The sequence below is a fragment of the Geobacter sulfurreducens PCA genome (genome assembly GCF_000007985.2).
GTDB classification, from domain to species: Bacteria; Desulfobacterota; Desulfuromonadia; order Geobacterales; family Geobacteraceae; genus Geobacter; species Geobacter sulfurreducens.
Genome location: NC_002939.5, coordinates 428,791 through 451,642 on the forward strand (window position 1 = coordinate 428,791; position 22,852 = coordinate 451,642).

The 22,852-nt window shown below is 61.1% G+C and carries 25 protein-coding genes; all 25 read left to right on the forward strand.

Going from position 1 to position 22,852, the window contains the following annotated elements:
- The first annotated feature begins 9 nt into the window (after nt 1-9).
- The 25 genes from GS_RS01970 (at nt 10) to fliL (ending at nt 22,834) form a co-directional block, all read left to right on the forward strand.
- Nucleotides 10-222 carry a YgaP family membrane protein gene (locus GS_RS01970; protein ID WP_010941064.1) on the forward strand — a complete coding sequence of 71 codons (213 nt, stop codon included), beginning with the start codon at nt 10-12 and terminating at the stop codon, nt 220-222.
- Nucleotides 219-1,049: an MBL fold metallo-hydrolase gene (locus tag GS_RS01975; protein ID WP_010941065.1), complete on the forward strand. Its 831-nt coding sequence runs from the start codon at nt 219-221 to the stop codon at nt 1,047-1,049. The genes GS_RS01970 and GS_RS01975 overlap by 4 nt, the downstream gene beginning before the upstream one ends.
- 20 nt (nt 1,050-1,069) lie before the next feature.
- Nucleotides 1,070-1,450, forward strand: coding sequence for a rhodanese-like domain-containing protein (locus GS_RS01980; RefSeq protein WP_010941066.1), 381 nt, complete (start codon nt 1,070-1,072; stop codon nt 1,448-1,450).
- Nucleotides 1,451-1,472: 22 nt separating this feature from the next.
- On the forward strand, nt 1,473-1,748 hold the full coding sequence (locus tag GS_RS01985) for an ArsR/SmtB family transcription factor (protein ID WP_010941067.1): 276 nt from the start codon (nt 1,473-1,475) through the stop codon (nt 1,746-1,748).
- A 273-nt stretch (nt 1,749-2,021) separates the two neighbouring features.
- Complete coding sequence (locus tag GS_RS01990) at nt 2,022-3,671, forward strand: methyl-accepting chemotaxis protein (protein WP_010941068.1); 1,650 nt, start codon at nt 2,022-2,024, stop codon at nt 3,669-3,671.
- A 136-nt stretch (nt 3,672-3,807) separates the two neighbouring features.
- Nucleotides 3,808-5,427 (forward strand): methyl-accepting chemotaxis protein, encoded by a 1,620-nt coding sequence (locus tag GS_RS01995; protein WP_010941069.1) that lies wholly within the window; start codon nt 3,808-3,810, stop codon nt 5,425-5,427.
- Between the two features lie 177 nt (nt 5,428-5,604).
- Nucleotides 5,605-6,012, forward strand: a complete 408-nt coding sequence (locus GS_RS02000; protein WP_010941070.1) for a bacteriohemerythrin — start codon at nt 5,605-5,607, stop codon at nt 6,010-6,012.
- Between the two features lie 160 nt (nt 6,013-6,172).
- Nucleotides 6,173-6,535, forward strand: a complete 363-nt coding sequence (locus GS_RS02005; RefSeq protein WP_010941071.1) for a response regulator — start codon at nt 6,173-6,175, stop codon at nt 6,533-6,535.
- A complete protein-coding gene (locus tag GS_RS02010; RefSeq protein ID WP_010941072.1) occupies nt 6,532-7,038 on the forward strand; it encodes a chemotaxis protein CheX in 507 nt (168 codons plus the stop codon). Before GS_RS02005 ends, GS_RS02010 begins: the two co-directional genes overlap by 4 nt.
- A gap of 24 nt (nt 7,039-7,062) precedes the next feature.
- Nucleotides 7,063-8,172 carry a response regulator gene (locus tag GS_RS02015; protein ID WP_010941073.1) on the forward strand — a complete coding sequence of 370 codons (1,110 nt, stop codon included), beginning with the start codon at nt 7,063-7,065 and terminating at the stop codon, nt 8,170-8,172.
- 203 nt (nt 8,173-8,375) lie between these two features.
- A complete protein-coding gene (locus GS_RS02020) occupies nt 8,376-10,466 on the forward strand; it encodes a tetratricopeptide repeat protein (protein WP_010941074.1) in 2,091 nt (696 codons plus the stop codon).
- 233 nt (nt 10,467-10,699) lie between these two features.
- On the forward strand, nt 10,700-11,119 hold the full coding sequence (gene flgB, locus GS_RS02025) for a flagellar basal body rod protein FlgB (protein WP_010941075.1): 420 nt from the start codon (nt 10,700-10,702) through the stop codon (nt 11,117-11,119).
- 2 nt (nt 11,120-11,121) lie between these two features.
- On the forward strand, nt 11,122-11,562 hold the full coding sequence (gene flgC, locus GS_RS02030; RefSeq protein WP_010941076.1) for a flagellar basal body rod protein FlgC: 441 nt from the start codon (nt 11,122-11,124) through the stop codon (nt 11,560-11,562).
- Between the two features lie 105 nt (nt 11,563-11,667).
- Complete coding sequence (gene fliE, locus GS_RS02035; RefSeq protein ID WP_010941077.1) at nt 11,668-11,970, forward strand: flagellar hook-basal body complex protein FliE; 303 nt, start codon at nt 11,668-11,670, stop codon at nt 11,968-11,970.
- A 24-nt stretch (nt 11,971-11,994) separates the two neighbouring features.
- Complete coding sequence (gene fliF, locus GS_RS02040; RefSeq protein ID WP_010941078.1) at nt 11,995-13,578, forward strand: flagellar basal-body MS-ring/collar protein FliF; 1,584 nt, start codon at nt 11,995-11,997, stop codon at nt 13,576-13,578.
- Nucleotides 13,579-13,589: 11 nt separating this feature from the next.
- Nucleotides 13,590-14,582, forward strand: coding sequence for a flagellar motor switch protein FliG (gene fliG, locus GS_RS02045; protein WP_010941079.1), 993 nt, complete (start codon nt 13,590-13,592; stop codon nt 14,580-14,582).
- Nucleotides 14,569-15,450, forward strand: coding sequence for a FliH/SctL family protein (locus tag GS_RS02050; protein WP_010941080.1), 882 nt, complete (start codon nt 14,569-14,571; stop codon nt 15,448-15,450). The genes fliG and GS_RS02050 overlap by 14 nt, the downstream gene beginning before the upstream one ends.
- A complete protein-coding gene (locus GS_RS02055) occupies nt 15,443-16,768 on the forward strand; it encodes a FliI/YscN family ATPase (RefSeq protein WP_010941081.1) in 1,326 nt (441 codons plus the stop codon). Before GS_RS02050 ends, GS_RS02055 begins: the two co-directional genes overlap by 8 nt.
- A 59-nt stretch (nt 16,769-16,827) precedes the next feature.
- Nucleotides 16,828-17,268, forward strand: a complete 441-nt coding sequence (gene fliJ / locus GS_RS02060) for a flagellar export protein FliJ (RefSeq protein ID WP_010941082.1) — start codon at nt 16,828-16,830, stop codon at nt 17,266-17,268.
- A complete protein-coding gene (locus GS_RS02065; protein ID WP_235044951.1) occupies nt 17,268-17,792 on the forward strand; it encodes a MotE family protein in 525 nt (174 codons plus the stop codon). Before fliJ ends, GS_RS02065 begins: the two co-directional genes overlap by 1 nt.
- A gap of 213 nt (nt 17,793-18,005) precedes the next feature.
- Complete coding sequence (locus GS_RS02070; RefSeq protein ID WP_010941084.1) at nt 18,006-19,445, forward strand: flagellar hook-length control protein FliK; 1,440 nt, start codon at nt 18,006-18,008, stop codon at nt 19,443-19,445.
- Nucleotides 19,446-19,469: 24 nt separating this feature from the next.
- Entirely contained in the window at nt 19,470-20,126 is a 657-nt protein-coding gene (locus GS_RS02075; RefSeq protein ID WP_010941085.1) for a flagellar hook assembly protein FlgD, read from the forward strand.
- A 7-nt stretch (nt 20,127-20,133) separates the two neighbouring features.
- Complete coding sequence (locus tag GS_RS02080) at nt 20,134-20,520, forward strand: TIGR02530 family flagellar biosynthesis protein (RefSeq protein WP_010941086.1); 387 nt, start codon at nt 20,134-20,136, stop codon at nt 20,518-20,520.
- 162 nt (nt 20,521-20,682) lie between these two features.
- Nucleotides 20,683-21,942 carry a flagellar hook protein FlgE gene (locus tag GS_RS02085; protein WP_010941087.1) on the forward strand — a complete coding sequence of 420 codons (1,260 nt, stop codon included), beginning with the start codon at nt 20,683-20,685 and terminating at the stop codon, nt 21,940-21,942.
- 370 nt (nt 21,943-22,312) lie between these two features.
- On the forward strand, nt 22,313-22,834 hold the full coding sequence (fliL, locus tag GS_RS02090; RefSeq protein WP_010941088.1) for a flagellar basal body-associated FliL family protein: 522 nt from the start codon (nt 22,313-22,315) through the stop codon (nt 22,832-22,834).
- The last annotated feature ends 18 nt before the right edge of the window (nt 22,835-22,852 follow it).

Below are 22,852 nucleotides of genomic sequence, written 5' to 3' on the forward strand. Positions count from 1 at the left end.
AGGATACCCATGTACATCGACAGAATGCTCAGGATTATCGCCGGCGCATTCATCATGCTCTCCCTGGCGCTTGCCCACTTCCACAACCCCAACTGGCTCTGGTTCACCGCTTTTGTCGGGCTGAACCTCTTCCAGTCGGGTTTCACCAACTGGTGCCCCATGGTGTACTTCCTGGAAAAACTGGGGGTGCCGAAGTTTCCCAAGGGGTGCTGCGACAAATGACCCACCGGATCACGATTCTCTGCGACAACACGGTGGGGCCGGTGTCCGGCACTCTGGGCGAACATGGGTTCGCGGCGCTGGTGGAGTGGGAGGGGGGCTCGCTTCTCTTCGATACGGGGATGGGGGAAACGCTCCTGCGCAATGCCCAGCGCCTGGGGCGAAATCTCGCCGCCGTTCCCCGCGTCGTTATCTCTCACGGCCATTACGACCACGGCGGCGGCCTCTGGCCTCTCCTGCGCACCTGCGGGAGCAAGACGGTGCTGGCTCACCCCGGGATTTTCGCTCCCCGCTACCGGGTGAAGGATACGGGGGACCCTCTCTCCATAGGGATCCCCTTTGACGAGGCGTTTCTGCGGGGGCAGGGAGCGCATTTCGATTTCAACGACCGGTTCCGGGAGGTCGGCCCCGGTCTCTACCTGACTGGCGAGGTCCCCCGCACGACCGCCTTTGAAACCGGCGACACGGGGCTTTTCTGTGATGAGGCGGGCTGCCGGCCCGACCCGATCAGCGATGATCAGTCCCTGGTGATCCGTACGGAGCGGGGACTGGTGTTGCTGTTGGGATGCTGCCACGCAGGAGTGGTCAACACGGCCCGATGGGCGTTGGAATGCACCGGCGAGACCGTGGTGCACACGGTCATCGGCGGTACCCATCTCGGCTTCTGTGGCCGGGAGCAACTTGATGAAACGGTGAAGTCCCTGCGGGAACTGGGAGTACACAAACTCGTGGGCAGCCACTGTACCGGCTTCGCTGCAGCTGCCCGGCTCATGCATGAATTCCCCGGCCGGTTTCACCCGTCCGCGGTGGGATACACCCTGGAAGTCTGAACGCAAGGAAAGGATCTTTCATGATCAGGAAGTTTATCATTGCCGTGTTCATGGTGACGTCGCTCGCCGCCACCGCCCTGGCTGCGCCCTACCGCAACATCGGTTCGGCCGAGGCCAAGGCGCTGCTTGACAAGAAACGCAACGTCTTTCTCCTGGACGTGCGGACCCCTGACGAATACCGCCAGGCCCGCTTGGCCGGGTCGGTGCTTATTCCAATCAACGAAGTGGAGCGCCGCATCGCACAGATCCCCAAGGGGAGGCCGGTGCTGGTATATTGCGCCGTGGGCTCCCGCTCGGGGCTCGTGGCCGGCTACCTGACCCAGCGGGGATACGGCGAAGTCTACAACATGCACGACGGCATCGTCGGCTGGTATCGCAACGGGTTTCCGATCACCCGGTGACAACATTCGTGAGGTGATGACCATGAGTGAAGAGCTAACACGAGACTACGAGATATCGGCCCAGCTGCTGCGCATCCTCGGCCATCCGGTGCGGCTGCGGATCGCGGCTGGTCTCGCGCGCGAGTGCGCCTGCGTCAAGGACATCTGGGAGTGTCTCGGCATGCCCCAAGCGGTGGTTTCCCAGCACCTGAAGGTGATGCGGGAGCACGGTGTCCTGGAGGCCCGGCGCGAAGGCGCCCGGGTCTGCTACTCCCTCCGTGAGGGTGCCCCGGCACAGGTGGTCAGGGCCCTGTTCTGAGTACCGGCTGTCTTCCCCTTCCTGATTTTTACTCTCTGTACCTCATTAAGGCGTAAACGGCCGCGAGACGGGGCATCCCCTCCGTCCCGGCCGCAGCCTTTCGCTTCATCCGGTCGGGTGTTGCTCCTGCCGGGACGTTTTCCCTCCACCAGTTTCCCCGCAATTGCGCTTTGTCAGCTAAAGTCACAGCCATTTTGGTCGATACTAACTTGTACGCACCCTTAGGGAATACGTCTGTCGTCCGGCCGGCGCCGGAGCGAAAAGGAGTCGTTCATGCAGATCAAGCGATACCGCAACTGGGGCATCCTGCCGAAGATCATGACCATCTCCGGTATTACGGTCGTTCTCATCGCAGCTCTCGTCCTTTTCGTACTTCTGCCGCTCATCGGCGAGAAGATGATGGACGGCAAGAAGGAGAAAACAAAGAGTGTGGTCGAGGTGGCCTACAACCTCGTGGCCGACCTGGGAGAACGCGCCAAGCGCGGGGAGATCTCCGAGGAAGAGGCCCGGAAACGGGCCATCGACCATGTCAAGCAACTCCGCTATCAGGGCAAGGAGTATTTCTGGATCAACGACCTGACGCCCAGGATGATCATGCACCCGATCAAGCCCGAACTGGACGGCACGGACCTGTCTGAGAACAAGGATCCGCGCGGCACCTACCTCTTCCGCGAGTTTGCCAATATCTGCCGGGAGAAGGGAGAGGGGTTCGTCCCCTATCTCTGGCCCAAGCCGGGAGCCAGCGAACCAGTGGAAAAAATCTCGTACGTGAAGTTGTACGAACCTTGGGGATGGGTCATTGGCAGCGGCATCTACGTGGATGACGTGCGTGCCGACATGGCCAGGCTCCGTTGGGTAGTGCTGGGTGGGACGGCGCTCTTTGGCCTGTTTGCCCTATCGCTGGCCTTTTCCGTGGGGCTCGGCGTGGTTCGGCCCCTGCGGCACGCGGTGACCAGCCTGCAGGATATCGCCGAGGGAGAGGGGGACCTGACCCGGCGGATCGCGGTGGAGCGGGAAGACGAGTCAGGCGAACTGGCCCTCGCCTTCAACAGGTTTGTGGAGAAACTCCAGGGTATCGTGGGTACGGTTGCCAACAATGCCCTGCAGGTGGCCGCTGCGGCGGGCCAAGTCCAGGAGGCGTCGCGCCAGATGGCGGAAGCGGCAGAGAATGTGGCCGGTCAGGCAGCCACCGTGGCAACGGCCAGCGAGGAGATGGCCGCCACGAGTATGGAAATCGCCGGTAACTGCGTCTCACTTGCCGACGGCGCCCGTCATGCGAGCGAAACGGCCGAGAGCGGAGCTGCGGTGGTCCAGGAGACCGTTAGCGTCATGGGGCGCATCGCCGAGCGGGTCAAGGAGGCGGCCCGTACGGTTGACAGCCTCGGTTCCCGTAGCGACCAGATCGGGGAGATCATCGGCACGATCGAGGATATTGCCGACCAGACGAATCTTCTGGCCCTCAATGCCGCCATTGAAGCGGCGCGGGCGGGTGAATCGGGTCGCGGCTTCGCGGTAGTAGCCGACGAGGTTCGGGCGTTGGCCGAGCGGACCACCCGGGCTACCCGCGAGATCGCCCTGATGATCAAGGCGATCCAGAACGAAACCCGCGGGGCAGTGGCATCCATGGATGAAGGAGTGCGCGAGGTGGAAAAGGGCACGGGCGAGGCGGCCCGTTCGGGGGCTGCTCTGCGGGAAATCCTGGAGCAGATCGGCTCGGTTTCGCTCCAGATCAGCCAGATAGCCACCGCGGCCGAGCAACAGACCTCCACCACCACCGAAATCAGCGGCAGCATCCAGACCATCACCGATACGGCCCATGAAACCGCACGCGGTGCGCAGGAATCTGCCGGAGCCGCAGGGCAGCTCGCAGATTTGGCTGAACAATTGCAAAATGTTGTCATGACATTCCGGCTTTCAGCATGACAAAGAGCAGTAACCGGGCATGATTGCATGCCGCAGTTCCATTCGGTGTCTTCGCGATGGTCGGAATAGTACGCTAAATGGCGGAGCGTATTACCGTATACGTCACCGGTAAAATGCCGCGGAGGAGATGCCTGCAATGCAACTGACGATCAAGCAGAGAATGGGGATGACGGTAGGAGTTACCCTGCTGGGTATGGTGGTCATCATTGTGTTCATGGTTGTCGGCTTCACCAAGGTCCACCGACAGCAGGAGCTCATGGACCGGCTCACCCTGATCAATAATACGGCATTGCGCGGCAACATTGCCATGCTTAAGGCCAGGGAATATGAGGCCGAGTTCTTTGACCGCAAGCAGGACAAGTGGGTTCCGCGGGTCAAGCAAGCGGTTGACCAGGTCAACAAGGAACTGGACGTCATCCTCAAGAATACGGATGATCCAAAAATCAAGGGGTGGGCCGAAAGCGCGCGCAAGCTCGCTACCCAGTATGTGCAGCAGTTCCAGGAGCTTGCATCCGTGGCCCTGGGAAGCAACTTCCAGGGGGCGGAACTGGCCGAAACCCGGGAAGAACTGCGTGATATCCTTAACGAGTTCGAACCCCTGCTCGACAATTACATTCCCAAGCAGGTGGGAGTCGCCTATCAGGCTGCCACCGAGGAGATGGACAGGAGCATTGCCGCCATCCGCCTTCAGATCTTCGGCGCCGTGCTGCTGGTGGCCGTGGCCATGCTCGTCAGCATTTCGTCCACCGCCATTTACCTTCTCAGGTCCCTTCGGTTGATCAATGACCGTCTGCGCGACATTGCCGACGGCGACGGCGACCTGACCAAGCGAATTGAACTCCAGTCCAGGGACGAGCTGGGAACCCTGGCCGTTTCGTTCAACAATTTCGTGGGAAAGCTTCACGACATTATTGCTCAGGTTTCCCAGGGCACCCTCCAGGTGGCGTCGGCTTCCTACGAACTCCAGGCCAACGCGGAGCAAATGGCCCACGGTGCAGAGGCGGCAGCCACACAGGTGAACACCGTTGCCTCGTCCAGCGAGGTGCTGGCGGCATCAACCTTTGAGATATCAAGCAACTGCGGCACTGTTGCCGAAAGCTCCCGGCGGGCCAACGACTCCGCCCAGACCGGTGCGGTCGTTGTCGAGAAGACTGTCGATATCATGGCCAGGATCGCCGAGCGGGTCAAAGACTCGGCCCGGACCGTGGAAAGTCTGGGTGCCCGCGGCAACCAGATCGGAGAGATTATTTCCACCATCGAGGATATCGCCGATCAGACGAACCTGCTGGCCCTGAACGCCGCGATCGAGGCGGCTCGGGCCGGTGAGCAGGGCCGCGGTTTTGCCGTTGTGGCGGACGAGGTGCGGGCGCTTGCCGAGCGGACATCCCGGGCTACGCGAGAGATTTCCCAGATGATCAAAGGGATTCAGGGCGAGACCAGGGGGGCGGTGCTTGCCATGGAGCAGGGGGTCAAAGAGGTGGAACTCGGCTCCGAGGAGGCCGCCCGCTCCGGCGAGGCGATACGAACCATTCTCGAGCAGTTCCGTACGCTCGACTGTCAGGTGGGGGAAATTTCCGCAGCTGCCGAGGACCAGACCCGTGTCACCACTGAAATCAGCACTAATGTCATGCAGATAACCGAGATTATCGAGACCACGGCAAAGGGTGCCGCTGACTCGGCCGAGGCGGCCCAAGGGTTGGCTGAGCTTTCGGATCAGCTCAAGCAGATCGTCGGACGATTCAAACTCAGCGTCTGATCGCCGCGCTTCCGGAGCCCCTCAATGAACTGTCGAGGGGCTCCGGTCGTTTTATATGGGTACTTCCTGATCGAGGGCCGGTACATTGTTCCACTACGACACATTCTGCTAAAGTTTCCAACGGTTGTGCCGATAACTTTAATCATGGTAATTCAATTTGTTCGGAGGTGAACGTGCATGGCATTGATCTCGTGGAGTGACTCGCTCAGCGTCAAGGTGAAGCAGTTCGACGACCAGCACAAAAAGCTGGTGGACATGGTGAACCAGTTGTTCGACGCCATGAAGGCCGGCAAGGGGAACCAGGTGATGGGGGACATCCTGAAGTCTCTCATCCAGTACACTCAGACCCACTTCGCCGCGGAAGAGCGGATTATGAAGCAGTACGGCTACCCTGACTTCGAAGCCCACAAAAAGGAGCATAACGCTCTAGTTATGCAGGTGCTCGATCTGCAGAAGCAGTTCCAGGAAGGCAAGGCGGTGCTGACTCAGAACGTCATGACCTTCCTGCGCGACTGGCTTTCCAAGCATATCCAGGGAGACGACAAGAAATACGGCGTGTACCTGAACGGCAAAGGGGTTTCCTAGCCTCCCTGTCGCACAGGCTGGAACAAAGTATGCATAGCAATCGGACGTGTCCGTGAAGTCTCGCCCAGTGAGGAGTTGACGGGCACGTTCAAGTTTTTGACTCGCCGGCTTGCCCTGCGAGCGCGAATACGTGTAAAACCATCGAATGAAGGAGGCACCAATGGCCAACGTACTCATCGTGGACGATTCCTCGACCATGAGAAAAATCATTTCCCGTTCGCTCCGACAGGCAGGGCTGCCCGTTGACGAGATCTTCGAGGCCGGCGACGGGATCGAAGGACTCAACGTTCTTTCCGGCAAAAGTGTGGATCTTATCCTTTCCGACATCAACATGCCGAATATGGACGGCCTTGAATTCATCAAGCAGGCCCGGGCCAACGGCCACAAGGCACCCATCGTGATGATCACCACCGAGGGTGGGGAAGATATCCTGAAGGAAGCCATTTCCAGCGGCGCCAGCGACAGCATCAAGAAGCCGTTCACTCCGGACCAGCTCAACGAGAAACTCGGGAGTCTCCTATGAGTCTCAACTCTGATGTAGCCTCGTCGAGTAAGTTGAGCGAAGAGCAACTCGCCGGCTATATAATCGGGGCGACAAAAGAAGTCTTCGGCACCATGGTGATGATGGAGCCACAGGACCAGTACCCGCTGAGGGAGCCCGTTACCACGTTCCACTGTAGCGTAACCGGCATGGTGGGGCTGGCGGGCACCTACTCGGGAATCCTTTCGATCCATTGCCCCCTTGAGCTCGCCCTTAAGGTCACCTCGAACATGCTCGGCATGGAGGTGGAAGAGGTGGGCGACGATGTGAACGACGCCCTGGGCGAGATCGCCAACATGCTCGGAGGCTATGTGAAGATGGCACTCTCGAAGGGTGGGACGGACCTGCACCTGTCGGTGCCCACCGTTATTTCGGGCGAGGAGTACACGCTCAACGCCATGGCCGATAACGACTGCGTCATCATACCTTTTATCATTGATGATACGCGGTTCCTGGTGGGCCTGAAACTTCAGAAGGAAGCCTAAGTCAAGCAGGAGCTTTTTCCGACCATGGAAGGTTTCGGCACACTCACCGATGTTGTCAACAATTCGTTCCGGCAAGCCGCCGAAGACAGCGGCATGCTGCTCGGTCAGGAACTCGTCATCGGCGAGGCCGACCGCATTGCCACCAACCGGCAGACGTACTTCTGCGACATGGATGACGTCTGTTTTGTGGCCGAGGTGACGGCTAGCGGGGACTATGCGGGCAAGTTTCACGTAGTATTCGGCCTCCGCGATGCGATCTGCATGAGCGGTTTCCTGCTCGGCATTCCCACGGCGCGGATCAATGAAAAGCGCCGGCTCGCCATCATGGAAAACGACGATGTGGATGCCTTTTCCGAGATCGTCAACCAGGTGGTGGGCTCGTTCAACTCGGTGTTCCAGCCTTCCTTCGGCAACAAGGTTCACCTGAAGGTCGTCCCTCCGAAGAAATTCATTCCCGAAAGTACCGAGCTGACCGAAACCGAGCCGGTTCCCGACGGCGAGTACCTCCTCTTCCGCGGCCGCATGGAACTGAGCGGCATGGAGATGGGGAATCTCGACGTTCTCATCCCCATGGATCTGGCGTTGCTGTTCGATCCTCCCGCGGAGGAGCCCGAGCCGCCGGTTGAAGAAATCGTGGCTGAGGCTGTTGACGCACCTGATGATGCCGAGGAAGTCGAGGCCGGAGCCGAGACCGAGGCCGATGGCGAGGCGGCGCAGGAACCTGCGGCCGCCGCAGCCGGCGCGCCTCGGCCGGTGGATGAAAACTGCCGGCGGGTCCTCATCCTGGAGGACGATGAGTCGGACCGTCAGCGCATCCGCGAACTACTGGAGGAAAAGGGGTACGAGCCAGTGGAGGCGGGTCTTGATGCGGATATCCGGGAGATATTCTCCCAAGGGGGGGTGCGGCTCGTTGTCTTGGGCATCCACAACGGCGACGACCGGGACATGGCTGTTTGCATCAAGATCAAGGCGATTGCCCAGGGCGATACCCTCCCCATCATTATGTGCGCCAGGGAGTGGACGCGCTCCGCAGTCCTCAAGGCGGTCAAGTACGGCGCCCGTGACATTATCGTGAAGCCCTACCAGTCCGACGAGGTGGTGGCCAAGGTGGCAAAGTTTCTGAAAGCCGCCTGACGTACTTCTTGTTTGTGTCAAAATTGTGACCCGTTGTCACCCTCCCTTTGACGCTTGCCCCCCCGCTGCCCCATTCGAATTCCCCTTGTTCGCCCTGTTGCATGGATCCACTGTTACGGCACGGCTTTTGCCTTGATATGTCCGGGGAAATCTATCCCGTCATCCGGCTCCCCTGTTCCGGGGCCGCAAAAGGTGTCCATGTCATGATTCGTTTCATCGTCAAGCTGCTGCTCTGTGCACTGGTCCTGCTGCCGCTGCCCGCGTTTGCCACGTCCGGCGCCGATACCGGCCCGGACAACCGTCTGCTGCGTATGGGGGTGCGCGCCCACGGGGGATTTACCCGGCTTTCCATGGCGTTCGAGCGCGACATTGCCCCTGTCCTGCACCAGCTCTCGGGCAACAGGGTTCGGCTGGTTTTCAGCAACACGGTCGGCGGCCGCTGGAAGAAGCTGCGGAGCTACCGCGACGCGCATGTGGAGGGGGTAGTCGTGGCGCCGCGCGGTAATGACCTTATGGTAACGGTAACGATCAAGGGGGACCCTCGGGGCGTACGCGTCTCAACTTCGCCCGGCGCTGGCGTTGTTTCTCTCGATGTGGGAGCGTCGCTCGCCCCCCGCCGCTCGCCTCCTCTTGCCCAGGGGCGTGAGGGGATCAAGGTCGGGGTCGAGCAGCTCATCACCACGTTCGATCCGCCGTTTAAGTCTGAGATCCCCTTTACCCCCACTGACCGGCGGGTGCTCGAAGCAATGGTCCCTCCCGCCGAGGCCGCTCTGATCATGGACGGCGAGGCTGCCCTCTATGAAGGCAACGGCAGCGAGGCCGCCGAGATCTTCGCCGGGATAGGCACCAACTCTCCCGGCCGCCCCCTGGCCCTTTACCGGCTGGGGGAGGCCAACTACCTTCTCCAGAAGTACGGGGATGCTCTTCGCTTTTTCCGCGAGGCGGAGCGCCAGTGGCCCGTCTTCCTCACCCGGTCGCCGTCCACGGCCTTCTGCTATGCCGACAGCGTGGCCCGTAGCGGGGATCTGGCGGGCGGTCGCCGGCTGCTCGGATCGCTCATCGCCGGCTTGGCCGATAAAAAGTACGCGCCTGCGCTCCTGGTGCGCATGGCCGATATCCTGGCGCGACAGGGGAAGGACCAAGAGGCGCTGGCCATCTACCGCAACGTTGCCGACAATTTTACCGGCAGCAAAGGGAGCTGGCAGGCCCGGATGAAGCTCGCCGACCGCCGGCTGCTTGCCTTGGAGCCCGCAGCTTACAGTTCGCTGGTGAAGGATTACCTGGAGATCTATGAGCGGGGTACGGATTTCGGCCTGCGCGAGCAGGGATTATTCAAGGCGGCTCTGCTGCTCTCCCTGTATGGTGATGCCGATCAGGCCTTTGCCCGGGTGGCTGAATACGAGAAAAAATTTCCGCGCGGGATGTATGTCAGCATTGCCAAGGGGATGCGTGAGGAACTCCTGGTGCCGGTCTACCGCCGGATCACCCGCGCCGGTGACAACGAAGCCCTTGTGAAGCTCGCCCTGGAGAACCGGGACTATCTCGGCCGCGTCCTGGCCGAGGACGACTTCATCAAAAACCTGTCCGCCGCTTTCGCCGATCTGGGAAGGATCAAGGAGGAGGTCGGCCTGTACGCGAATCTCGCCATCCGCGAGCAAAACCGGGTGTACGCCCCCGAGCTCTATCGCAGGATTCTCCACGATGCCGAGCAGCTGGGAGACCCGACCCTCATGGAGAAGGCCGCGGGTGAATTTGTGGAGCGGTTCCCGGCCCATCCCTGGGTACAGCGGTTCCGTGAGGAGCTTGCTGCGGTCGAGTATAACCGGGGAGACTTCCAGCGGGTGGTGGGCCGGCTGTCGGGGATGCTGGCGTCGGGAACACGGCCCGAGTATGCCGAGAGCCTGTACTATCTGGGCAAGTCTCTGGACGCCTCCGGCAACCGGCGCGATGCCGAGCGGGCCATGCTCCTCTTTCTGGCCGAGCTCCGGCGCCGCGAAATGTCTTCGCCGCTGGCCGCCGATGCAAGCTACGTGGCTGCAACCGCTCGACTGTCGCGGGGTGACCGTAAGGGAGCCAAGGAAATACTGCGGGCCGCCGGTGAGGCTTCTCCCGAAGAGCGGGATCCATTCCTCTACAAACTGGGCGAGATCGCCCGCTCCGAAGGGCGTTACGAGGAGGCTGCCCACTATCTCAGGACAGTGGTCAAGGAGGGAAAAGACCCTGATTGGCGGGATATGGCATCGCGCCTCCTTGCCGATATGGAGTTGACGGGAATGGTCCGCAAGTCAAAATGATGACCTGGATTTCAGGGGGGCCGGATAAGAAAGAGGGAACACGGACGTGCTCCCTCTTTCTTTGGGCATGAAGATGAGAGAATGACGCCGGTCTGACCGCTTGTGGTTCAAACTTTTGACGTGAGTGGTGGGGGAACGTGCCGTTTGTCCCTGATTACGGGATGGTAGGCGGTCTGGAAAAGCTGGTACGGCTTTTGCTCTATCCGCAATGCGGGAGACAAAGGAGGAACGAGATGCCTGTCGACTCTATGTTCGGAACGACCATAAACGTCCTGGCCAAGGCGGTTGACCTGAGGGCCAGGAACCATACCATGATCTCTGCCAACCTGGCCAATGCCGAGACCCCAAACTACACGCCCAAGGCCCTTTCCTTCGAGAAGGAACTGGGCGCTGCCCTCAAGGGCAACAAAACGGGGAGTCCCGCGACGACTCATCCCCGACACATTCCCCTGAAGGGGCAGGCCGCCTCCGTTCAGAGCGTCGAGGGAACGGTCATCGAGACTCCGGCCCCGACACCCGGTCGGGACAACAACGGGGTGGAGCTTGAGGCCGAGATGAGTCGCATGGCCGAGAACCAGATCATGTACAATGCCTCGATCCAGATCCTGACCAAGAAGTTCGAAGGCATGAAATACGCCATCAAAGGACAGTAGCCATGGACTTTTTCAGCGCAATGCAGGTCAGTTCTTCCGCCCTTTCCGCCGAACGGACCAGGATGAACCTCATCTCCGCTAACCTGGCCAACGCCAACTCCACCCGTACCGCCGAGGGAGGCCCCTATAAGCGGAAAGATGCCGTGTTCGCCGCCACCCAGGTGGGCGAGGGATTCCGCTCCGCCCTCGACCGGATGCGCAAGAATGCTCCCCAGGGGGTTCAGGTGACCGGTATCGTGGAAGATCCCAATCCGCCCCGGCTGCAGTACGACCCGAGCCATCCCGACGCCGATGCCAAGGGATATGTGGCCCTGCCCAATGTGAACGTGGTCGAGGAAATGGCTGACATGATCGCCGCGACCCGGGCCTATGAGGCCAACGTGACCGCTATGCAGGCGGCCAAGAACATGGCTCTGAAGACCCTGGAGATCGGCTCGCGGTAGGTCGCGTTCTTTTTTTGACGCAAAAAAGGGGCTCGACACAGCCCCCCATATGAGAACGTGTCGGCAAAAGTCGACGAAACTTTAAGATTTTTTCAGGAGGACCACGTGATAGACGGAATCGAGAGCGGATTAGGAATAGCCCAGGCCTTCCCTTCGGTCACCGGCGAGGCGAAACCCGGCAACCTGGCCGCAGATGGTGGCAAATTCTTCGGTGAACTGGTTTCCAAGGTAAGCGAGCTCCAGGCCCAGTCGGACACCGCCATCAAGGGACTCGTATCCGGCGAATCCAAGGGGCTTCACGAGGTGATGATCGCCATGGAAAAGTCGTCCATCTCGTTCCAGTTCCTGAGCCAGGTGCGGAACAAGGCGGTCGAGGCCTACCAGGAAGTCATGCGGATGCAGGTCTAGCCCTGACACCCGCCGGAGTACTTCATGCCTGAAGCCCTGAACAAACTGATCCAGCCTTTCATGGCACTGCCACCGGCCAAGCGTTGGGTGGTGGGAGGCGTTGTCGGCCTGTCGGTCATCGCCTTCACCATCCTGATTCTGGTGGCGAACCGGACGGACTATCGCCCCCTCTTCACGAACCTGACGAGCGAGGATGCCGGCGAGATCGTGACCAAGCTCAAGGAGCAGAAGGTCCCCTATCGTATCGCCGCCGACGGCAAGGCGATCCTTGTCCCCTCCGACAAGGTGTACGATCTGCGGCTTTCGTTGGCCTCCGACGGCCTGCCCCAGGGGGGAGGAGTCGGGTTCGAGATATTCGACCGGAAGAATTTCGGCATGACCGATTTCGTTCAGAAACTCAATTACCAGCGGGCTCTCCAAGGTGAATTGTCTCGCACCATCAGCCAGATTTCAGGGGTGGAGCAGGCCCGGGTGCACCTGGTGATTCCCGAGAAGTCGCTTTTTAAGGAGGACGAAAAGCCGGCCACGGCTTCGGTGGTCCTGAAGGTGAAGGGGCAGCGCCAGCTTCGTGAAAACGACGTGCAGGGGATCGTCCACCTGGTTGCGTCCGCCATCGAGGGGATGAACCCGGAGCATGTGACGGTTCTCGATCAGAAGGGCAAGCTCCTGTCCAAAAACACCCCCGGGGATGCAGCAGGCAAGATGACCGCCTCCATGCAGGAGGTCCAGCGGGCCTATGAACGGAGTACCGAGGAACGCCTCCAGTCGCTGCTGGACAAAGCAGTGGGTGCCGGCAAGTCGGTGGCCCGGGTTTCGGCGGTCTTCGATTTCCGCCAAGTGGAGCGCTACGAGGAAAAATACGACCCCGAGACCGTGGTCCGCAGTGAGCAGCGGTCCGAGGAGAAGCAAGATGGCTCGACGGTCACGGGCGGGGTGCCCGGCGTGCAGACCAACCTGGGGCGCACGGCCGGCCAGCCCGCCGGAACCTCCGGCGGCGGCAGCAAGAACGACGAAACCCTCAACTATGAGGTGAGCCGCGCCACCGCCCGCACCATCGAACCGGTGGGGACCCTCTCCAAGGTTTCTGTGGCGATTCTGGTGGACGGCAAGTATGATGCTGCCGCAGCCGGCAAGGACGGGAAAGAGGCAAAACCCAAGTACACGCCCCGTTCGCCGGACGAACTCCAGAAGATCGATGCGCTGGTGAAAAGCTCGGTCGGCTTCAATGTCGAGCGGGGCGATCAGGTGACGGTCGTCAATATACCGTTCCAGGATACGGGTGATGTCGGGGCTGGTGAGGCCGACAAATGGTGGAACGCCCCCATTTTCCTTTCCCTGCTGAAGAACGGCCTGATCGGCTTCGGCTTCCTGGCGCTCCTCCTTTTCGTGGTGCGGCCGCTCCTGAAGACCCTCAAGCCGGAAAAGAGCACGAGCTTCGAGCCGATCCCCTCGGCCGAGGATGCCCTCAACCAGATTGCAGAGATCCATCGGTTGCAGATCGGCAACCAGACCGTGAGCCAGATGGAGCTCATCAACAAGATCAAGCAGGAACCCTATCAAGCGGCCCAGATCATTCAGAACTGGCTGCGAGACAAGGGTGAGGAATAGGGCTCGTATCCATGACAGGAACCGACAAGGCGGCCATACTGCTCCTCTACCTGGGTCCCGAAGCGACCTCAAAGGTATTCGAGCACCTGGACGACGACGAGATAAAGAAGATATCCAAGAGCATGGCCACCCTGGGCCATGTTCCGCGCAACGTCATCCAGGACGTGGTGACGGAGTACTCCTCCCTCACCAACCCCGATACGGGCATTTTCTCCCAGGGTGAAGAGTTCGTCCGCAAGATTCTCGAACAGACTCTGGGGCCTCAGAAGGCGGAGATCCTCCTTAAGGAGCTTCAGTCGTCGAGCTTCGGCGACATGGTTGACGTCCTCGCCAATCTCGACGCTAAAAGCATTGCCAACTTCCTTTCCCAGGAACATCCCCAGACCATCGCCGTCATCCTGGCCAAGCTGAGGGCCAAGCAGACCAGCGAAATCATCTCCATGCTCCCCCAAGGGCTCCAGGCAGAGGTGGTGATGCGGATCGCCGACGTCGACCAGGTCTCGCCCGAGATCCTTGCCGACATCGACGAGGTCATCAAGCGGGAACTGACCGCCATGGGCGGTGTCCAGCGCTACAAGGTCGGCGGCGTCGAAAAGGTCGTCGACATGTTCAACCACCTGGACCGGAGCAAGGAAAAACAGATTCTCGAGAAGCTCGATACCCTCAACCCGCCTCTTGCCGAGGTCATCCGCAAGCACCTCTTCACCTTCGAGGACATCTTCAAGCTGGACGACCGCTCTATCCAGGCGATCATGCGGGAGGTTTCCAACGACACCTTGACTCTTGCCATGAAGACCGCGCCGGACGAGATCAAGGACAAGATCTTCCGCAACATCTCCAGTCGTGCCGCCGAGATGATCAAGGAGGACCTGGAGGTCATGGGGCCGGTCCGCCTGTCGGACGTGGAGAAGGGGCAGTCGGAGATCATCAAGATCGTCCGCCGGATGGAGGAAGAGGGCAAGGTGGTGCTTGCAGGACGCGGAGGCGACGATGTCCTCGTCTAAGGCCTCCCGCATCATCAAGGTTGACCAGTCGCCGAACCAGGCCATCCGCAGCTACAGCTTCGGCTTCATTGCCGCGGATGCGCCCCAGGAGCTGCCGCCGGAAGCAGACGGCTTCGTCCCCTTTGCCCTGGGTACGCCGGTACCACTGCCCGGGCTTCAGTCGGCGGAGGAACCCGATCCGGATCCGGTCGTCCCGTTCAATCTCGAGGGGAAGGTGGTGCTGGCCGAGGACGAACTCCAAGCGCGGGTGGACGAGGTCTTCCGCAACGGCATGGACGAAGGGCGCCGCCAGGCGGAACGGGGACTCGCCAATGTCTTCAAGTCCCTGCGGGACGGTGTCGCCGCCCTGACCGGGCTGCGCAGCCGCGTCATGAAGGAGAGCGAGGAGGATCTGCTGCGGCTCGCGGTGATGATTGCCCGCAAGATCGTCCAGCGGGAGGTGGCCCAGGACCCCCAGGTTCTGGCGGCCATTGTTGCCGCGGCGGTGGGGGGATGCACCGAGCGGGACCGGGTGGTGGTCCGCCTGAACCCCGATGATTACACTCAGGTCTCGGCCAATCGCCAGGCATTCCTCGCGGGGCTCGGCGAGGAGTCGGCCATAACCCTCGCCCCCGATGAATCCATCGGCCCGGGGGGATGTCTGGTGGAGACCGCCACCGGCACGGTGGATGCCCGGATCGAGGCACAGCTGGACGAAATCTATCGCTCGCTGCTGGAGGAGCGCAGCGCTCCCGTGGAGCCGTCAGCTTCGCCGGATACCGATTCCCGCGCCGATCTCGCCTTTGGCGGCGAGGAGACCATCGCTCCCTTCAAGGGGCAGGGCGCCTGGGTCAAGGGAAGCGAAGAGAAACCGCGCGACGATGTCTAGAATCGATCTTTCCCGCTATCTCTCCGCCGTGGATGCCATGAAGCCGATCCGGTTCCACGGCAAGGTGACCCAGGTAGTGGGGCTCGTCATTGAGGGATTCTGCCCCGATGCGGCGGTCGGTACACTCTGTCTCGTCCACCCCAATGACGGTGATCCCATCCCGGCCGAGGTGGTCGGCTTCCGCGACAACAAGACGCTGCTGATGCCGCTTGGGGAGCTGCGCGGGGTGGGGCTCGGCAGCCTTATCTCGGTGAAGCGGAAAAAGGCTTCGCTCGGCGTGGGGCCGGGGCTGCTGGGACGTGTTATCGACGGACTCGGAGTGCCCATAGACGATAAGGGTCCCCTGGCCATCCGCGAAGAGTACCCTATCTACGCCAATCCGGTGAACCCCATGAAGCGGCGGCCGATCCGCCAGCCTCTGGATCTGGGCATCCGGGCGATCAATGCGCTGCTCACCTGCGGCGAGGGGCAGCGTGTCGGAATCATGGCCGGGTCCGGTGTCGGAAAGTCGACACTGCTGGGAATGATCGCCCGCTATACCGAGGCGGACGTGAACGTCATCGCCCTCATTGGTGAGCGGGGGCGCGAACTGCGTGAATTCATCGAGAAGGACCTCCAGGAGGAGGGACTCAAGAAGTCAGTGGTCGTGGTGGCCACCTCCGATCAGCCTCCGCTGGTCCGGATGCGGGGCGCCTACATCGCCACCACCATTGCTGAGTATTTCCAGGCCCAGGGGAAGAAGGTGCTGCTGATGATGGACTCGGCCACCCGCTTTGCCATGGCCATGCGTGAGGTAGGGCTTGCCATCGGCGAGCCGCCCACCACCAAGGGATACACGCCGTCGGTCTTTGCGGCGCTGCCCAAGCTTCTGGAGCGGACCGGCAGCTTTCTGGACGGAAGCATCACCGGCCTCTACACGGTGCTCGTTGAGGGGGATGATTTCAACGAACCGATCTCGGATGCCATGCGGAGCATCCTGGACGGCCACATCGTCCTGAACCGCGAGCTTGCGGCCCGGGCCATCTATCCTCCCCTGGATATCCTGGCCAGCGCCTCCCGGGTCATGAACGACGTGACCGAGCGAAGCCAGCAGCAGTTCGCCTCCCGGTTCAAGGAGCTGCTCGCCGCCTACCGCCAGGCCGAGGACCTGATCAATATCGGTGCCTACAAGCCGGGATCGAACCCGACCATCGACTATGCCATCGCCAAGATGGACGGCATGATCAATTTCATCCGCCAGGGAATCCACGACGGGGTTTCCATGGAGCAGTCGATAGCGGAGCTTGCCGATATCTTTGATGAGGGGATGGCACTCTGATTGCAAAAGGAATGGCAGGGGGAAATTTCTCCTGAAACCGCAATGTTCCGGAGCTCGTCATGACGCACAAGCACGGCTTTCAATTACAGCAGGTTCTCAACTACCGGAAGGAAGTGGAAAAGGTCAAAAAGCTGGAGTTCGCCACGGCCCGGCACGAGTTCGAACATGCCACCGACGTGCTGAGCCGGCACGAGGCCGAGGCTGACCGCGCCCGGGTTGAGTACAACAACAAACAGGCGGCCGGCACCACGGCCAATGAGCTGCAGCTCTACGCGGACTTCTTCGCGCGCAAGCACATGGATATCCAGTTCCAGCGGATCGAAGTGGACAACTTGAACCGGAAGATGAGCGAGAAGCGCGAGGATCTCATGGACGCCGCCAAGGACAAGAAGGCGCTTGAGCTCCTCAAGGAGAAGCAGATGCTTGCCTTCCGCCGGGAGATGGCCGAGCGCGAGCGGGCTTTTCTGGACGAAATGGCGCTGCAGAAGGTTGCACGGTAATGAAGAAGTCGCTTTTGGCAACGGTTATGGTGATGTCGGGAGTGCTCTTCCTGGCTCCGCCGGTATCCGCGCCGCCCGCCGGTGCCCAGCCGGCGGCCGGCGAGCCCCAGGCCCCTGCGGCAGCGGCAGCGGGCAAGAGTGTTGTCGGCGAGATGGCCCTGGTGGAGGCCAAGCGCCAGCAGCTGGCGGCCCGTGAGGCGGCTCTGGCCGTGAAGGAACAGGAGCTGAAGAATCTTTCGGCCAAGCTCGAAGCCCGGGTGAAGGAGTTGGAGTCGGCCAAGGCGGCCCTGGATCGTTCCCTTGATGCCCGCAAAAAGGTACAGAGCGCCAACTACCAGAAGATGCTCAAGGTGTACAAGGCCCTCAAGCCCGCCGAGGCGGCGCAACTCCTCGACAAGATGGATGAGGGAGAGGTTCTCGAGATTCTGAACGAGATGGACCAGAAACGCGTTGCCAAGCTCCTGCCGCTGATGAAGCAGGAACGGGCGCTGCGCTGGACCCGCCACAGCCTGGCGGCCAAGTAGACGTACGAAGCAAGAGGCGGGAAGGCACGGAATGCCGCTCGCCGCACCAGTCAGGACGCACGGACGCACTATGCACCACCGGCAGCAATGCCGTGACAGGTTGCGTCCGTGCGTCGTTTTGTTTGAGAGTCAGTTCCTTGACAACTGAATAGCTTGGCATTAGGAAGCGCTCTCTGCAGCGTTTCCATCCCACACGAAAGGAGGTGAACACGTATGGAAATCATGCAGTTGCTCCAGATTGCCCCGCAGGTCGTACCGACCGGCGGAATCCCGTCTGAAGCCCCTGCCCAGCCTGCCGGCGACGACAGTCTCTTCGCCTCGCTCTTTGCCGGGTTGCTCATGCCACCCATCACGACGAACGCAGCCACTCAGGAAGTACCGGATGCGTCGAGCGAGTCCCTTGAGAATGCCGCCCGGAACCAGGACCAGGAGAATCCTCCCGCCACCGATGCAACCCTGGCAAGCCTGGTTCCTCCCATCCCGCTCCCTCTGCCCGCAGAGGCCGCACCCGCACCGGAATCCACTGCCTCTTCGTCCGGAACGGCAGCGGCGGCGCCCGTTGCGCCGGTTTCGTCTCCGGTCACCACGACCGTGGCCGAGCCGCCCGCATCGACCATGCCCCACGCCATGGCGCAGACCGCGCCGACGGAAGCGCCGGTTGCAGCCGCTTCTTCCGTCCCGGCCGGACAAACCGCAGCGGTTGCTGACGCAGGCGCGGCGGAAAAACCGGTGGAGGTGCTGAACGTTGCCGTCGAACGGACCCCGGTCCGCCAGGCGGGAGCCGATATCCTCCCTGAAGCGGAGCAGTCGCCACAGTCCGTCGGCATGACGGAGGAGGCGACCGCGGAAACCCGTTCTCCGGTGCGCACCATGGGGCCAACCGCTGCCTATCCCGATCGGATACCCGTCAGGCATGCGGAAGGTATTCCGGCAGGCAAGGCCGACACTGTCAACCCGGTCGAACCCAGGTCCGCTGAAGTCCGGGCTGACGCAACAACCGGGAGTCAGGTCAAGGCGCTGGACGTGGAAGTGACCGTCAGGGACGGCTCAGGCGAGCAGCACTTCGCCGAAGGCCACGAACAGGCGTTCACCGGCAAGGAGTCCGCGGCGATGAAGGATGTCGTCTCCGGACATGCTACTCACGAGGCGGGCAAGAGCACTACCGCCCAACCGACCGAAACCAGATCGACGTCGGAGTCGTCACATTCGCTCCGCGACAGCATCATGGCCCAGGTTCGGGATGCCGTCACGACCCGTGAGCCCAACGGCAACGGCCGGATCAGCATCAGGCTCAACCCGGTGGAACTAGGTGAGCTCACGATCAACGTCCGGGTGGCTGACCAGCAGGTTAAGGTGGATGTAGTGGCGGCCAATGGCCAGGTAAGGGACATTCTCCTCAACAACCTCGACAACCTGAAGGAGAATTTCTCCCGCCAGAACCTGACCATGACCGGTTTCGACGTCTCAACCGGCACCGGCCAGGGGTTCGAGCACCAGCTCTTCCGCGAGGGGGGGCAGGCAGGCCAGGGGGGAACCCATTTCTCCTTCTCCCGCGGTGACGACCTCGATGGGGACATCCAAGCCGCAGTGGAGGACACGCGACGCTACGTTACGGACCGGCGTGAAAACGGCCTCGTCGACGTGAGGCTCTGACAGAAGGAAAGGAGGTACAACAACGTGGTATACGGCGTAACCAATGACACCGCGGCGGCCGCAGCGGCCATGAAGAAGTCCACCGGCATGAACAAGGACGACTTCCTCAAGCTGTTCGTTACGCAACTCCAGAATCAGGACCCGCTCAATCCCCAGGACAGCACGGAGTTCATCGGGCAGCTGGCACAACTTACCCAGGTCGAACAGGCCTACAACACCAACAGCAACCTCTCTAATCTTCTCAACCTCGTGAACGGGGCAACGAGCCTCTCGGCGGTCTCGTTTATCGGCAAGGAGATCACTGCCAGCGGTGACCTGATCAAGCTCACCAGCGGCACCCAGCCTACCTTGGGCTACCGGCTTCCCGCCACCGCCCAGAAGGTGACCATCAAGATAATGGATGACACCGACACCGTTGTCAGGACCCTGACTCTGGGAGGCACCCAGGCGGGAGACGGCTCCATAACGTGGGACGGCAAGGACGAAAAAGGAAATGCGCTTCCGGATGGACGCTACACCTTCTCCGTCACGGGAACCAACGCCGAAGGAAAGGACTTCGACGGAGCACCGCTGCTCCTCGGCCGGGCCGAAGGGGTCATGTTGGAAGGGGAGGAACCCTACATCACCATCGGCGGCATTAACGTGCCGCTCGGCAACATACTCTCTGTGAAAGGAGCGTGATTCAGGGATGATTGATTCCATCTATTTCCCCGAACCGCTTCCCATCAACCCGGGTCGCTCGCAGTCGCAACCCCAGCCGGCACAACCGGCCGGCAAGCAGGGCGAGTTTGCCAGGATTCTCGACGGCAAGCTTCCGACCCAGGAGGTGAAGTTCTCGAGTCATGCCCAGCAGCGGCTCCAGTCTCGGGGAATCACCTTCAGCGATACAGACCTGAAACGGCTGGAAGGAGCCGTGGAGAGCGTGGCCCAGAAGGGGGGCCGTGAGTCGCTCATCATGCTCGGCGACGCAGCCCTCGTGGTGAGTGTCAGAAACCGGACAGTCATCACGGCCATGGATCGGGCAAGCATGCAGGGAAACGTATTCACCAACATTGATTCGGCAGTGATCATCTAGGAAACGGTAACCAGGGATCGGGAACCTGAACGAGCAGGGAAGAAACGAGCAACGCATAATGGGCCGGACCTTCACGGGGGCCCATGGGACGCCGACCGACCGAGGCGTTCCAGTCAACCCGGGCGGCAGCCGGAGCGCTGTCGCACCCACGGAGGCATATCAATGAGCGTAACATCCGCACTGTACACCGGCATCAGCGGTCTCAACGCCAACGGCGAGGCCATGTCCGTCATCGGCAACAACATTTCCAACGTCAACACCATCGGCTTTAAGCAGGGCCGGATGCTCTTCTCGGACGTCCTCTCCAGCACCATCAGCGGCGGGTCCCAGATCGGCCGCGGCGTCCAGATCCAGACAGTGGAGAATCAGTTCACCCAGGGCTCCTTCGAGAGCACCGAGAGCGGTACCGACCTGGCCATCCAGGGCGATTCCTTCTTCGTGGTCCAGAACACCAGCGGCCGCTACTATACCCGCGCCGGCGCCTTCTCCTTCAATAAGGACAAGACCCTGGTGAATCCGGAGGGATATCAGGTCATGGGGTACGGCATCATTCCCTCGTCGGGACTTTCCGACGGCGTGCTCAAGCCCATCGATCTGACCAACTTTGCCACCACTCCGCCGAAGCAGACTTCCACCGTCAAGTTCGTGGTGAACCTGGACTCCACCCAGACCACGCCGACCCTGGCGTGGGACCCCGCAAACCCGGTTGCCACGTCCAACTACTCGACCAGCCTGTCGGTCTACGATTCCCAGGGCAATGCCCACACCGCCACGGTGTATTTCCGCAAGACCGCCGACAACGCATGGGACTGGCACGTCATCCTCCCCGATGCCGCGGCAGGCACGCCGGGCAGCACCACTACCCCCATCGACGGGACCCTCACCTTCGATGCCACCGGAGCCCTCACCGCCCAGACTCCCCTGGCCGGCGCGGCCCAGAACATCACCTTCGCGGGCGGCGTCACCGCACCCCAGCCGATCTTCTTCGACCTGGGAGTCGGCGCTACCACCCAGTACGCCAGCTCGTCGGTGGTTTCTTCCCAGACCCAGGACGGCTACTACCAGGGCACCCTCACCAAGGTAACCATCGATGACAAGGGATACGTGAACGGCGTGTACTCCAACGGCCAGCTTCAGAAGCTCTACCAGGTGGCCCTGGCCAAGTTCTCCTCCACGGCCGGCCTGTCCAAGGCGGGTGGCACCCTCTTCGAGGAGACCCTCGAGTCGGGACAGCCCCTGTTCTCCGACGCCAGCACCCCCGGCGTCGGCAAGATCCTCGCCAACTCCCTGGAGCAGTCCAACGTTGACATGGCGGCCCAGTTCGTCAAAATGATCACCACCCAGCGTGGCTACTCCGCCAACTCCAAGACGATCACCACGGCCGACGAGATGCTGCAGGAAGTGCTCAGTCTCAAGCGGTAACCAGTAACTGACCGTCCGGCGGGGAGGGGAACACCCCCCCTTCTCCGCCGGACGTAGTGTTTTGGTGTCTTTCGGCGATTGTCGTTTTTTTGACAAGTCGCTGGTCATCGTGCAGTGAACGACAGTGTTCAGTATCTCCCGCCGCTGAATCTTTGCCTGATTTGTCAAAAGTCCGACGTGGCCGCACCCGTCAAGGGTGAACGCCGTGTCTCGCCTCTCGTACGTTTCTTCGCATTAGTTCTCAATATCATGATGTTTTTTTACGTAGGACTCCATTGATGCGACAACGCCGTTTCTGGCATTTCGGTTGCAATAGCCGTATCGGTACGTAGAGTCCCAAGGATTTCAACCATACAGAAGGAGGAGTCTGATGGCCGCGGACGAAAAGGCACCCGTCGAGGGTGCGCCAAAGGACAAGAAAAAGCTTTTCATCATCATCGGCGCGGCTGCCGTGGTGATTATCGCCCTGGCCGTTGTTTTCTTGGGCGGGGGCAAGAAAGAAAAAGGCAAGGAAGGCGAAGCTGAGGCCAAGGTCGAGCAGAAGGCCGAGGGCGGCCACGGCGGCGGCAAGGAAGGTGCGGCCGGGGCGGTTGCCACCGCGTTCGCGCTCGAGCCGTTCATCGTCAATATTTACGATGGCCAGGAGCTGCGCTATCTCCGGGTAAAGGTCGAGTTCGAAACCGCAACCCCGGACGCCAAGGCTGAGATAGAGTCCCGCCAGGCTCCCCTGCGCGACGCCATTCTGGTTCTGCTTACCACCAAGACCCTCCAGGACATCCAGGATCTGCAGGGGAAAAACCAGTTGCGGGATGAAATCCTCGTGGCGGCCAACAAGATTCTGCCTCCGGGCAAGGTAACCAAGGTCTATTTCACCGATTTCGTGGTCCAGTAGCTGACAGGACGTCAAGGG

Excerpts from the sequence above, each read along its gene's own strand:
- GS_RS02080 (WP_010941086.1), top strand. The coding sequence starts at position 20,134 with ATGATTGATTCCATCTATTTCCCCGAACCGCTTCCCATCAACCCGGGT.
- GS_RS01990 (WP_010941068.1), top strand. The coding sequence starts at position 2,022 with ATGCAGATCAAGCGATACCGCAACTGGGGCATCCTGCCGAAGATCATG.
- fliJ (WP_010941082.1), top strand. The coding sequence starts at position 16,828 with ATGACGCACAAGCACGGCTTTCAATTACAGCAGGTTCTCAACTACCGG.
- flgB (WP_010941075.1), top strand. The coding sequence starts at position 10,700 with ATGCCTGTCGACTCTATGTTCGGAACGACCATAAACGTCCTGGCCAAG.
- fliL (WP_010941088.1), top strand. The coding sequence starts at position 22,313 with ATGGCCGCGGACGAAAAGGCACCCGTCGAGGGTGCGCCAAAGGACAAG.
- flgC (WP_010941076.1), top strand. The coding sequence starts at position 11,122 with ATGGACTTTTTCAGCGCAATGCAGGTCAGTTCTTCCGCCCTTTCCGCC.
- fliG (WP_010941079.1), top strand. The coding sequence starts at position 13,590 with ATGACAGGAACCGACAAGGCGGCCATACTGCTCCTCTACCTGGGTCCC.
- GS_RS02085 (WP_010941087.1), top strand. The coding sequence starts at position 20,683 with ATGAGCGTAACATCCGCACTGTACACCGGCATCAGCGGTCTCAACGCC.
- GS_RS02000 (WP_010941070.1), top strand. The coding sequence starts at position 5,605 with ATGGCATTGATCTCGTGGAGTGACTCGCTCAGCGTCAAGGTGAAGCAG.
- GS_RS02070 (WP_010941084.1), top strand. The coding sequence starts at position 18,006 with ATGGAAATCATGCAGTTGCTCCAGATTGCCCCGCAGGTCGTACCGACC.
- GS_RS01970 (WP_010941064.1), top strand. The coding sequence starts at position 10 with ATGTACATCGACAGAATGCTCAGGATTATCGCCGGCGCATTCATCATG.
- GS_RS02055 (WP_010941081.1), top strand. The coding sequence starts at position 15,443 with ATGTCTAGAATCGATCTTTCCCGCTATCTCTCCGCCGTGGATGCCATG.
- GS_RS01975 (WP_010941065.1), top strand. The coding sequence starts at position 219 with ATGACCCACCGGATCACGATTCTCTGCGACAACACGGTGGGGCCGGTG.
- GS_RS02065 (WP_235044951.1), top strand. The coding sequence starts at position 17,268 with ATGAAGAAGTCGCTTTTGGCAACGGTTATGGTGATGTCGGGAGTGCTC.
- GS_RS01995 (WP_010941069.1), top strand. The coding sequence starts at position 3,808 with ATGCAACTGACGATCAAGCAGAGAATGGGGATGACGGTAGGAGTTACC.
- GS_RS02020 (WP_010941074.1), top strand. The coding sequence starts at position 8,376 with ATGATTCGTTTCATCGTCAAGCTGCTGCTCTGTGCACTGGTCCTGCTG.
- GS_RS01985 (WP_010941067.1), top strand. The coding sequence starts at position 1,473 with ATGAGTGAAGAGCTAACACGAGACTACGAGATATCGGCCCAGCTGCTG.
- fliF (WP_010941078.1), top strand. The coding sequence starts at position 11,995 with ATGCCTGAAGCCCTGAACAAACTGATCCAGCCTTTCATGGCACTGCCA.
- GS_RS02005 (WP_010941071.1), top strand. The coding sequence starts at position 6,173 with ATGGCCAACGTACTCATCGTGGACGATTCCTCGACCATGAGAAAAATC.
- GS_RS02015 (WP_010941073.1), top strand. The coding sequence starts at position 7,063 with ATGGAAGGTTTCGGCACACTCACCGATGTTGTCAACAATTCGTTCCGG.
- GS_RS01980 (WP_010941066.1), top strand. The coding sequence starts at position 1,070 with ATGATCAGGAAGTTTATCATTGCCGTGTTCATGGTGACGTCGCTCGCC.
- GS_RS02050 (WP_010941080.1), top strand. The coding sequence starts at position 14,569 with ATGTCCTCGTCTAAGGCCTCCCGCATCATCAAGGTTGACCAGTCGCCG.
- GS_RS02010 (WP_010941072.1), top strand. The coding sequence starts at position 6,532 with ATGAGTCTCAACTCTGATGTAGCCTCGTCGAGTAAGTTGAGCGAAGAG.